Annotated in this window: 8 protein-coding genes; 4 read left to right on the forward strand and 4 right to left on the reverse strand. The window is 73.6% G+C overall.

Annotated elements, in window-relative coordinates; all coding sequences use genetic code 11:
• The first annotated feature begins 53 nt into the window (after window positions 1–53).
• On the forward strand, window positions 54–665 hold the full coding sequence (locus tag B4E97_RS16540) for a LysE/ArgO family amino acid transporter (RefSeq protein WP_286960817.1): 612 nt from the start codon (window positions 54–56) through the stop codon (window positions 663–665).
• Between the two features lie 63 nt (window positions 666–728).
• Here the strand turns inward: B4E97_RS16540 and B4E97_RS16545 are convergent, their stop codons facing one another.
• From B4E97_RS16545 to B4E97_RS16555, 3 genes are read right to left on the reverse strand one after another with little or no spacing between them, the layout of a single operon-like run.
• Complete coding sequence (locus tag B4E97_RS16545) at window positions 729–1,352, reverse strand: response regulator (protein ID WP_029212938.1); 624 nt, start codon at window positions 1,350–1,352, stop codon at window positions 729–731.
• On the reverse strand, window positions 1,349–2,620 hold the full coding sequence (locus tag B4E97_RS16550) for a sensor histidine kinase (RefSeq protein WP_286960818.1): 1,272 nt from the start codon (window positions 2,618–2,620) through the stop codon (window positions 1,349–1,351). The genes B4E97_RS16545 and B4E97_RS16550 overlap by 4 nt, the downstream gene beginning before the upstream one ends.
• Window positions 2,617–4,875: an MMPL family transporter gene (locus B4E97_RS16555; protein WP_286960820.1), complete on the reverse strand. Its 2,259-nt coding sequence runs from the start codon at window positions 4,873–4,875 to the stop codon at window positions 2,617–2,619. The genes B4E97_RS16550 and B4E97_RS16555 overlap by 4 nt, the downstream gene beginning before the upstream one ends.
• A gap of 135 nt (window positions 4,876–5,010) precedes the next feature.
• On the opposite strand from B4E97_RS16555, the gene B4E97_RS16560 reads away from it, so the two are divergent.
• From B4E97_RS16560 to B4E97_RS16570, 3 genes are all read left to right on the forward strand, one after another.
• The gene (locus B4E97_RS16560) at window positions 5,011–6,084 is read left to right on the forward strand and encodes a threonine aldolase family protein (RefSeq protein ID WP_286960822.1); all 1,074 of its coding nucleotides are present in this window, start codon (window positions 5,011–5,013) and stop codon (window positions 6,082–6,084) included.
• A 144-nt stretch (window positions 6,085–6,228) separates the two neighbouring features.
• Complete coding sequence (locus tag B4E97_RS16565; RefSeq protein WP_286960824.1) at window positions 6,229–7,896, forward strand: FAD-binding dehydrogenase; 1,668 nt, start codon at window positions 6,229–6,231, stop codon at window positions 7,894–7,896.
• 223 nt (window positions 7,897–8,119) lie between these two features.
• On the forward strand, window positions 8,120–10,039 hold the full coding sequence (locus B4E97_RS16570; protein ID WP_286960826.1) for an alpha/beta hydrolase: 1,920 nt from the start codon (window positions 8,120–8,122) through the stop codon (window positions 10,037–10,039).
• Between the two features lie 340 nt (window positions 10,040–10,379).
• Here B4E97_RS16570 and B4E97_RS16575 read toward each other — a convergent pair.
• Window positions 10,380–11,232: hypothetical protein (locus tag B4E97_RS16575; RefSeq protein ID WP_286960827.1), on the reverse strand; the 853-nt coding region annotated here is incomplete at its 5' end.

Consider the following 11,232-nt stretch of genomic DNA (forward strand, 5'->3'; position numbering starts at 1 on the left):
GAATCGCGGGTCACCCCACACGTCATTGGGAGACACGCCCTAGCGTCGTCGTCATGTCTCCCGTGCAAAGCGCAGCCGTCGGCCTCCTCACCGGACTCGGTCTGATCGTGGCCATCGGCGCCCAGAACGCCTTCGTGCTGCGACAGGGACTGCTCCGGCAGCACGTCGGCGTGATCGTCGCGATCTGCGCGCTGTCCGACGCCGTGCTGATCCTCGCGGGCGTCGCGGGCGTGGGCGCCCTCATCACCTCCCACCCGACCGTCGTCACGCTGGCCCGCTGGGGCGGCGCGATCTTCTTGGTGCAGTTCGGGATCCGCACCGCCCTGGCCGCCCGCCACCCGGGCAGCCTCACCGCCGAGGAGCGCGGCGTCGACGGCCTGCGAGCCGCGGTGATGACCACGGTGGCCTTCACCTGGCTCAACCCGCACGTCTACCTCGACACGGTCGTCATGCTCGGGTCGCTGTCCGCCACGCACGGGCGGGACGGGCGGTGGTGGTTCGGGCTCGGCGCGATGGCCGGGTCGCTGCTGTGGTTCACCGCCCTCGGGTATGGCGCCCGCTGGTTGCGGCCACTGTTCGCCAAGCCCCGGGCGTGGCAGGTCCTGGACCTGGTGATCGCCGTCGTGATGATCGCGCTCGGCGTGAGCCTCGTCGTCGGCGCCTGACCCGTCGCGTCTGCCGTCAGGCCGTCAGCCGTCGTGCCGTGAGGCCGTGAGGCCGTGAGGCCGTCAGCGCAGGAGCCCCTGCTCCCGCGCCACCGCCACGGCGGCCGTCCGCGAGTCCACCCCGAGCTTGTCGAAGACGTGGACCAGGTGGGTCTTGACGGTGGCCTCGCTGATCAGCAGCTCGCGCGCGATCTCGCGGTTGCTGTGGCCCGCCGCGACGCGCGCGAGCACCTGCGCCTCGCGGTCGGACAACGCCGGGCGCGGGTCCCGCATGTGCCCGACCAGCACCTCGGCCGCGCGCGGCGCCAGGACCGTCTCCCCCCGGGCCGCACGCTCGACAGCGGCGACCAGCGTGGCGGGCGGCGTGTCCTTGAGCAGGTAGCCCGCCGCCCCCGCCTCGACCGCGCGGACGATGTCGGCGTCGGTGTCGTAGGTCGTGAGGATCAGCACACGCGGACCGTCCGGGTCGGCGCGCAGCGCGCGGGTGGCGGCGACCCCGTCGAGCCCCGCGCCGAGCTGCAGGTCCATGAGGACGACGTCGGGCCGCCGGGCGCGCGCCACGACGAGCGCCTCCTCGCCGGAGGCGGCCTCGCCCACCACGTCGACCCGGGCGTCGACCGCCAGCAGGGCGCGCAGCCCGGCCCGCACGACCGGGTGGTCGTCGACGACCAGGACGCGCACGGTCATGGCTGCTCCTGCCGGTGAGGGGTCGAGAGGGGGACGGTAGCCGCGATCGCGGTGCCGTCGCCAGGGGCGGTCTCGACGTCGAGCCGCCCGCCCAGCTCGGTGAGGCGCGAGCGCATCGCGCGCAGACCGAATCCCGTGCCTCCCAGCGGCGCCGACGCCAGCCGGGACTCGTCGAAGCCCCTCCCGTCGTCGAGGACGTCCAGCGAGACGGAGGTGTCGGCATACGAGATGGTGACGACGACCCGGGAGGCGCCGGAGTGGAGCCGCACGTTGGCGAGCGCCGACTGTGCCACGCGCAGGAGCGCGACCTCGACCGTGGTCGGGATGGTCCGGGCGTCGCCGTCGACGTGCAGGGTCGTGCGTATGCCGGACTGCGCGCCCAGCCGCTCGAGGAGCCGCCCGATCGCGGCGGGCAACGGCGCCTGCTCCAGCGCGGACGGCGTGAGGGCGGCGACGACGCGGCGGGCCTCCTCGAGGTTGTCGACGGCGGTGGCCTCGATCTGCGCGAGCAGGGGTTCGCGCGAGGCGGGGTCGGCCGCAGCGGCGCGGGACAGCAGCACGATCGAGCTCAGGCCCTGGGCAAGGGTGTCGTGGATGTCGCGGGCGATGCGGGTGCGCTCGGTGGCGACCCCGGCCTCGCGCTGGGTGGCGGCGAGCTCGTCGTGCACGGCCACCAGGTCGTCCTGGGCGGCGACGAGCTGCTCGACGAGGCGCCGGCGGTCCTCGCTCTCTCGGAGCACCCGCAGGTAGGCGGCACCCGTCCCGATCGCGACCAGCGCCCCGAGCACCGGCCCGAGCACCATGCCGGCGCGCAGCGACTCCGGACCGGCCCCGCGCAGCTGCGCGACGACCACCACCACCGTCATCGCGGCGGCCAGCGGGTGGGCGACCAGGGGCGGCAGCACCAGGACGCCGATCAGGATGAACGGGAAGGCCAGCCAGGAGAACTCGGGCGACACCACCAGCACGACCACGGCCCAGAGCCCCACGAGGACGCCCATCCACACCAGCGCCGAGGAGCGCCGTCCGCCTCGCTCCGCCTCGCCGGCAGCGCCAGCGCCAGACGCAGGCGCGGGTGCGGCTCGCCGGGCCAGGCCGGCGCCGACGGCATACCAGCCGAGCAGGACCACCGAGGCGAGGGTGACGAGGGCGGGCGAGGACCCGAGCACCAGGCCGCGCACCGCGGCCACGGCCAGCAGCACCACAACCAGACCGTGCAGCGCCCCCTGGAGGCGCCGCACGGTCGGCGGGTGAGGGTGCGAGGTCATGGCCTCGAGGCTAGCCGTCGCGGCCACCACAGCCGCTCACCGGCGGCCGCGAGGACGGCGGGCACGACCAGCGTGCGGACCAGCAGCGTGTCGATCAGCACGCCGAGCCCGACGATGAGCCCGAGCTGACCGAGGGTGACGAGCGGCAGCACCCCGAGCGCCGCGAACACCGCCGCCAGCACGATCCCCGCGCTGGTGATCACACCTCCGGTCGCGCCGACCGCGCGCACGACGCCCTCGTGGATGCCGTGGTCCTGCGCCTCGTGCAGGGTGCGGTGCGCGAGGAAGATCGTGTAGTCGATCCCGAGCGCGACCAGGAACAGGAAGGACAGCAGCGGCACGAGCACGTCCAGCCCCGGGAAGCCGAAGGCCGTCCGGCCGATCCAGGTCCCGAGCCCGATGGCGGCCAGCGCGCTGATCACGTTGACCCCCAGCAGGATCAGCGGTGCGACGACCGCGCGCAGCAGAGCCACCAGGACGAGCAGCACCACGAGCAGGATGAGCGGGGCCACGAGCGTGAGGTCGTGACGAGCGCCCACCTCGGCGTCAACCTGGCGGGCGGTCTGGCCCCCGACGAGCGCGTCGGACCCGGGCACGGCGTGCACCGCGTCGCGCAGCTCGCGGACGACGTCCTGCGCTGCGGCAGAGTCGGGTTCGGCGCTGCCGACGACCATGGTGCGGGTCCACCCGTCGTGCTCGGCGAGGGGCTGGACGCGGACCACCCCGGCCGCATGCCGGGCCGCCTCGGCCACGCGGGGTGCGGCCTCGGTGCGGCTGACCACCGTCATCGGGGCGCTCTCGCCCTGGGGGTAGTGACGCGCGAGCGTCTGCAGCCCGGCCGAGGACTCGGAGGCGACACGGAACTGCTCGGTCTGCGACAGCCCGACGCGCGTGCCGACGAGCCCGCTCGCCATGACGGCGGCCACGACGAGGCTGACGGCGAGGACCGGCACCGGGCGGGAGGTGACGGCGCGCGCCACGCGGGCCCACGGCCCGGTCGTCGAGGCGTCGGCGTCACCGACGCGAGGGACGAACGGCCAGAACAGCGTCCGCCCGCACATGGCGAGCGCTGCGGGGAGCACCACCAGCGCGAACGCCGCCGCGATCAGGAGACCCGCCGCCGACGTGGGGCCGAGACCCCGCGTGCCGGGCAGCACGGCCAGCACGAGCGTGAGCAGGGACAGGACGACGGTGACGTTGGAGGCGAGCACCGCCGGGCCGGTCGCCACGAGGGCGTCGCGCAGCGCGACCCGGTGGTCGTCGCTGCGACGCAGCTCCTCGCGGTAGCGCGAGATCAGCAGCAGCGCATAGTTGGTCCCGGCGCCGAAGACGAGGACGCTGACGATCCCGCTGTCGAAGCTGAGGCTCCACGCCTGGCCGATCGCCTTGGCCACCACGCCCGCCAGGCCGTCCGCCAGGGCGACGGCCACCAGCGGCACCAGCCACAGCACCGGGGAGCGATAGGTCAGCAGGAGCAGCAGCGCGACGATCCCGATCGTGACGGCGAGCAGGCGCAGGTCGGCGCCGTCGAAGGCGCCCGCCACGTCCGCGCCGAACGCCGGCCCGCCGGTCACCTGGGCCCGCAGCCCCGGTGCCCCAGCGGTCCCCGCCGTCGCGGGTCCGTCCCCCGCCGTCGCCGCTCCATCCCCCGCCGTCGCCGCTCCGGGCCGCGCGATCGCGGCTCGCATCGCCTTGACGTCGGTGGCGATCTCGGTGTTGGGACGGTCCGCGCGCACCGGGATGCTCACCAGCACCGCACGACCGTCCTGCGAGGGGATCGGGCGCGACGCCCGCTGCCCGACGCTGCCCGCCGCGTCAGTGCCCACACGCTGCGCGGCTGCGAGATCGCCCGCTGCGAGCGGGCGCTCGTCATACCGCGTCATCACCACCATCACGGGGCTGAGCTCGCTGCCGGGGAAGCCGGCGAGCAGCGCCGCGGCCCGGGCGGACTCGGAGTCCGGCGGCAGCGTCTCGTCGGCGCGACCGATCTCGGCGCCCCGCAGGGCACCCATGAGGGCCGTGGTGACCAGGACGGCGAGCACGAGGGTGACCCAGGCACCACGGCGGGAGGTCACGGCGTCCGCCAGGCGCCGCCAGGGCCCCCGGCTCGATCCGCCCGAGGGCGCCGGGGTGCGACGCCCCGGGGTCGGCGTCGACGGACGCGTCGCGGTCGGTTCCGGCGACGCGTTCGGGGTCGGGCCCGGCTTGGAGCTCGGGTTCGGGTCGGCGGCATGGCGCTGGGTGCGGGTGTTCATCTGGTCCTCGGACGCTCGGTCTGCGGCGCCGGCGCGGCGCCTCCACCAGCGTCGACCCGGTCCGGGCGCCGGGCATCGGCCGCGGGTGGGGCCGCGACGTCATACCTTTGGTTGACCCCACCGAAGGACGTGACGATGCCCCACACCCCGCCCCTCGACCGCCTGCACGACGTCGACCGCCGAGGCTTCTCCAGCGACAACTACGCCGGCGTGCACCCCGAGGTCCTCGAGGCCCTCGCCACCGTCAACGGCGGGCACGTCGGGTCCTACGGCGCGGACCCCTACACCGAGGCGCTGCAGGACGTCGTCCGCGGTCACTTCGGCGAGAACGCCTCGTGCTGGCCGACGTTCAACGGCACCGGGGCGAACGTCGTTGCGCTGTCGGCGATGACGGACCGCTGGGACTCGGTCATCTGCTCCTCGCACGCCCACATCCACACCGACGAGTGCGGCGCCCCGGAGAAGGTCGCCGGCATCAAGATCGTCGACGTCGAGTCCCCCGACGGGCGCCTCACCCCGGAGCGGATCGACCGCGAGGCCTACGGATTCGGCTTCGAGCACCACGCGCAGCCGCGCGTCGTCAGCGTCACCCAGTCGACCGAGGTCGGCACCCTCTACACCCCCGACCAGCTGCGCGCCGTGTGCGAGCACGCCCACGCGCTGGGCATGTTCGTCCACCTCGACGGTGCCCGCATCGCCAACGCCGCTGCGGCGCTGGGCTGCTCGCTCGCCGACATCACCACGGACGTGGGCGTCGACGTCGTCTCCCTCGGCGGCACCAAGGCCGGCCTGATGGGCGTCGAGGCCGTGGTCGTCGTCAACCCGGACGCCGTGCGACGCCTGGAGTTCGTGCGCAAGCTGTCCACCCAGCTGCCGTCCAAGATGCGCTTCATGTCGGCCCAGCTGCTCGCGCTCTACGCCGGGGACCTGTGGCTCGAGTCCGGTCGCCACGCCAACGCCATGGCCCGGCGCCTCGGCGAGGCTCTGCGCGGCATCGAAGGGGTCACCGTCACCCAAGAGGTCGCCGCCAACGCCGTGTTCGCGGTGCTGCCGCCGCAGGTCACGCTGCGGATGCAGGCGCGCTACCCCTTCTACGTGTGGAAGGAGGCGACCGGCGAGGTGCGCCTGATGTGCTCGTGGGACACCACCGAGGGCGACGTCGACGGGTTCGCCGAGGCCCTGCGCGCCGAGATGTCCGTCACAGCCTGACCCCACCCCCGCCCACCGGTCACTTCCCGACACCCTGCCCCGTCGTTGTCTGACCGGTCGGGCGATGTGGGGGGCTCCCGAGGCGGGCGGTTCCGGCATACGGTGAGGACCGAACTGGCCGGTAGGCCCGACCGAAGGAGCGAGATGCACACCGATGTCATCGTCGTGGGAGCCGGCCTCGCCGGTCTCGTCGCCGCGTGCGAGATCGCGGGCGCAGGCCGGCAGGTGCTGCTGCTGGACCAGGAGGGCGAGCAGTCGCTCGGCGGGCAGGCCTACTGGTCCTTCGGCGGGCTGTTCCTCGTGGACAGCCCCGAGCAGCGGCGGCTGCGGATCAAGGACACCGAGGAGCTGGCCTGGCAGGACTGGGAGGGCACCGCGGGGTTCGACCGGTCGGAGGACCACTGGCCGCGGGAGTGGGCTCGCGCCTACGTGAGCTTCGCTGCGGGAGAGAAGCGTTCGTGGCTGCACCAGATGGGGCACCGGCTCTTTCCCGTCGTCGGGTGGGCCGAGCGCGGCGGCTACAACGCCCTCGGGCCCGGCAACTCGGTCCCCCGCTTCCACATCACCTGGGGCACCGGCCCGGGCATCGTGGAGCCGTTCGAGCGGCGCATCCGCGACCTGGCGCACCGCGGCCTCGTGCGGTTCGACTTCCGCCACCGCGTGGACTCGCTGATCGTCGAGGGCGGCGAGCCCGGTCGCGGCGGCGAGGTCGTCGGGGTGCGCGCCTCGGTCCTCGCTCCCGACGACGCGGACCGCGGCCGCCCGACCAACCGGACCGTGCTGCAGGACAAGGAGATCCGCGCGCAGGCCGTCATCATCACCACCGGCGGCATCGGCGGCGACCACGACCTCGTGCGCGCCGCCTGGCCCGAGCGGCTCGGCACCCCGCCGCGCCACATGGTGACCGGCGTCCCCGCGCACGTCGACGGCCGCGGCATCGGCATCGCCCAGGCCGCGGGTGGTCGCCTCATCCACCCCGACCGCATGTGGCACTACACCGAGGGCGTGCACAACTGGGACCCGATCTGGCCGGGCCACGGCATCCGGATCCTCCCCGGCCCCTCGTCCCTGTGGCTCGACGCGACCGGGCGCCGCCTGCCGGTCCCGCTCTACCCCGGCTTCGACACGATGGGGACGCTCGCGCACCTGCAGCAGGTCGGCGCCGACCACAGCTGGTTCGTGCTCGACAAGACCATCGCCGGCAAGGAGTTCACCCTCTCCGGCCAGGAGCAGAACCTCGACCTCACCGGACGCTCCTGGCGCGGCGTCGCCTCCCGGGCGCGCACCGACATGCCCCCGTCGGTGCAGGCCTTCCTCGACCACGGCGAGGACTTCGTGCAGGCGAGCACGCTGGACGAGCTCGTCGCGCGCATGGTCGCGCTCGAGCCGGACGGCGGGCTGGACCCCGAGCAGGTGCGCCGCGAGGTGCGCGCCCGCGACCGCGAGATCGTCAACCCGTTCAGCAAGGACAGCCAGGTCACCCACATCCACGGCTCACGACGGTTCCTCGGGGACAAGCTGATCCGCACCGTCCCGCCCCACCACCTCGAGGACCCCGAGCACGGCCCGATGATCGCGGTGCGGCTGTCCACCCTCACGCGCAAGACGCTCGGCGGCCTCGAGACGGACCTGTCCGCGCGGGTCCTGAGCGCCTCCGGGTCGCCGGTCCCAGGCCTGTATGCCGCGGGCGAGGCCGCCGGTTTCGGCGGGGGCGGCATGCACGGCTACCGCGCGCTCGAGGGGACCTTCCTCGGCGGCTGCCTGTTCAGCGGACGGGCAGCGGGCCGGGCCGCCGCCATGGCGACCGGCTGATCCTGTCCGGATGCCGGGAACCCACCCTCACGCGGCGTGACCTGAACGGTCCAATCCCGGCGACATCGCGGGAGGCGGTCACAGCACGTGACCGCCTCCCAAGATTTTCCCGGGGAGGTCTGGCGCCGACACCCGTTCGGGCGCAAGGATGGCCGCGTCGGCATGGGGTGCGGGGGGCCTCCACGCACCTGGGGGACCGACATCGAACACCGGGGAGCAGACCATGTCACTCACTCGCCCGGCCGCTGCCGCCGCAGCGGTCCTGATCACCGCCGGCGGCGGTCTCGTCGCCGCCTCACCGTCCGGAGCGGCACCCGCCGCCTCCCGCAGCGCGCTCGGCCTCACGACCGCCGCCACCACCTCTGCCACGACCTCTGTCACGGCCGGCAGCACCGTCGGCCGGTCGCCCAAGGACGACGCCAAGACGGCCTCGGCCCTGCGCGCCATGGCTTCGCCCAAGGTCACGTGGACCCGCTGCGGCTCGGGCCTGCAGTGCGCCACCCTCGAGGTGCCCCTCGACTACAACGACCCGACGCTGGGCACCACCAGGCTCTCGATCAGCCGTCGCCCCGCCGACAACCCGTCCCAGCGCATCGGCTCCCTCTTCACCAACCCCGGCGGACCCGGTGGCCCCGCGACGCAGACCGTCGGCTACTTCGCCAAGGACCTGGGCGCGCAGGTGCGCAAGCGGTTCGACATCGTCGGGGTGGGCCCGCGCGGCATCGAGGGCCAGGACCTGGCCATGTGCTTCGGCAAGCCGGGCGAGCAGATGCCGCAGCTCGACGAGCACGCGTTCCCCTTGTGGGACAAGGAGTTCGCGCAGCACCTGGCCTACGACCGCGCCTATCGCAAGACCTGCGCCACCGCCATGCCGCGCATCCTCAAGCACATGTCGACCGCCGACACCGCTCGCGACATGGACCTCGCCAGGCGCGCGCTCGGCGACAAGCAGATCAGCTACTACGGCATCTCCTACGGCAGCTACCTCGGTGCGACATACGCCGCTCTGTATCCCAACAACATCCGAGCCCTCGTCGTGGACGGCGTCCTCGACCCCGTCGCGTGGGCGACCGGCCGCGGTGGGGAGCACCGCACCAAGCCGGTCACCGAGCGGCTCAAGTCTCACCTCGGGGCGCACGAGGCGCTGATGTCGGCGTTCACCGAGTGCGAGCGCGGCGGGACAAGCCTCTGTGCGGAGGCCAAGACGGTCCGCAAGGACTGGGAGGCCATCCTCGCCACCCTGTCCAAGGGCCCGGTCGACATGGGCGATGGCAACTACCTGCGCTACGACGACGTGATCGGCCTCGCGCTGCAGGTGCTCTACTCCGCCGACGACATCCCGCAGCTGATGCCCTTGATCACCGAGCTGCGCCAGGCGGTGGCCCCCACGACGCCGAAGAAGCCCGCTCGCAAGGCATCTGGCTCGGCCACCGCGGACGGCAACGGCACGGCGGGCGCCACGGCGACGCCCAAGGTGGCCGTGGCACGGCTCAAGGCCCTGGCCGCCAAGGTCGACCGGGAGCACCCGACGCCCGCGCCCCTGTCGGACTCCACCGCACCCAAGGACGCGCACCGCACCAACGGCCCGCTCATGTCGGCCGGCGCGCTGCGCTCGTCCGTGGTCACGTCCTCGTCCTCGTCCTCGTCCTCGTCCGCTCCCGCCGCGGAGGAGCCTCCCGGCGAGCCCGAGGCCCCCGTCTACTCGGCCGGCTTCCACGGCGTCCTGTGCTCGGACTCGCTCAACCCGCAGGACCCGAAGGCCTGGATCGCGGCCGACCGCCGCGTCAAGTGGCAGGCACCCGGCTTCGGTCCGGCGTGGCTGTGGTCCTCGAGCGTGTGCGCGGGCTGGCCGGGGATGAACCCTGACGCCTACCGCGGGCCGTTCACCAAGGCCACCTCGACGCCCGTCCTGATCATCGGCAACCACCACGACCCGGCGACCCCCTACAGCGGCGCCGTGGCCTACCGCAAGGAGCTCAAGACCTCCCGCCTGATCACCCTGACCAACGGCTACGGCCACGGGGCGCTCGGCGTGAGCACCTGCGTCGACAAGCTCCGCACGCAGTACCTCGTCAACCGGCTCGTGCCCGCATCCGACACCAGCTGCAAGCCCGACCACCCGCTGTTCACCCGCCTCGACTGACCTCGTCCGCCGCGCGCAGACGAGTCAGGTGACCCGGCGGGGCACCACGGGCGATCCAGCACCCAGCTGTGACCGCCCCAGGTGCCCCGTCGGGTCACTTCCCGCCGCGAGCCCCCCGGCCTCCGCATACCGCCCACCCCTACAGGTCACTTCCCGTCGCCAACCCGCCTCCTCGGCGCCCCCTCCGCCCCGACCGGTCACTTCCCGTCGCCAACCCGGCGGCCTCCGCACATCGCCCGCCCCGACAGGTCACTTCCCGTCGGGAGACCCCCGAGTATCGGCTCCCCGTGGCCCCGACGGGTCACTTCCCGTCGGGCGCCCCGGAACCCCACCGCCTCGGTCAGAGCCCCAGCGCGACCTCTTGCTCGCGCAGCGCGTTGGCCACGCGTGCCACCATCTCCGCGGGGCGGGCGAGGTCCCGGCTGGTCAGCTCCTCGACCCGGTAGTCGTGGTCACGCAGCCCCCTCACCCGGTGCAGGTCGTCGCGGCGCTGGCGGTCAGAGGTGAAGTGGTGGACGCCGTAGTACTCGACCACCAGCCGGTGACGCCGCCATAGGAAGTCGACGTACGCCAGCCAGGTGCCGTCGACGACGACCGAGACATTGAGCTCGGGCTCGGGCAGACCGGCCTCGAGGAGAAGCAGGCGACTCTTGGTCTCCGTGACCGAGTTGGACCCGGGTCGCACGTGGTGCAGCGCCCGTCGGGCCTGCACCACACCCGGAAGCCCAGGCCCAAGTGCCGCCTCGAGGTGCTCCGGCGTCCACACGCTCCGCCACCCGACAACCGCGTCCCCGAGGATCACGGTGTCGAGGAAGGACAGGTGCGGGGCCATCTGCGCGAACAGCGCCGGTGGCGAGAGCACGCGGAGCGGGAGCCCCTCGACGTGCACCGTGTCTGCTTGGCGGCCGCCCAGGCGGTGGTCACGCACCGTGGCCAGGCGGATCCGACGCTCGCCGGGCACCAGCAGGTGGATCGGCGGACGGGGCGTCGGCGACCACTGCTGTGCGTGTGGCAGGTGGTGGACCCACAGCGCCGACTCCCCGCAGACGACGGCATCGTCGGGCACGACGCGGCTCACCGCCCCGATGTCCTCGATCACGGTCCGTGGCAGTCGTCGTCCGTGGACGCCGCGATGAGCCGCGACCAGCTGACGCCGCTGGGCACGTGTCAGGCCTAGAGCGTGTCTCTTAAAG

It is taken from the genome of Arsenicicoccus sp. UBA7492 (assembly GCF_002479615.1).
GTDB classification, from domain to species: Bacteria; Actinomycetota; Actinomycetes; order Actinomycetales; family Dermatophilaceae; genus Arsenicicoccus; species Arsenicicoccus bolidensis.

Excerpts from the sequence above, each read along its gene's own strand:
- B4E97_RS16540 (WP_286960817.1), top strand. The coding sequence starts at position 54 with ATGTCTCCCGTGCAAAGCGCAGCCGTCGGCCTCCTCACCGGACTCGGT.
- B4E97_RS16545 (WP_029212938.1), bottom strand. The coding sequence starts at position 1,352 with ATGACCGTGCGCGTCCTGGTCGTCGACGACCACCCGGTCGTGCGGGCC.
- B4E97_RS16550 (WP_286960818.1), bottom strand. The coding sequence starts at position 2,620 with ATGACCTCGCACCCTCACCCGCCGACCGTGCGGCGCCTCCAGGGGGCG.
- B4E97_RS16555 (WP_286960820.1), bottom strand. The coding sequence starts at position 4,875 with ATGAACACCCGCACCCAGCGCCATGCCGCCGACCCGAACCCGAGCTCC.
- B4E97_RS16560 (WP_286960822.1), top strand. The coding sequence starts at position 5,011 with ATGCCCCACACCCCGCCCCTCGACCGCCTGCACGACGTCGACCGCCGA.
- B4E97_RS16565 (WP_286960824.1), top strand. The coding sequence starts at position 6,229 with ATGCACACCGATGTCATCGTCGTGGGAGCCGGCCTCGCCGGTCTCGTC.
- B4E97_RS16570 (WP_286960826.1), top strand. The coding sequence starts at position 8,120 with ATGTCACTCACTCGCCCGGCCGCTGCCGCCGCAGCGGTCCTGATCACC.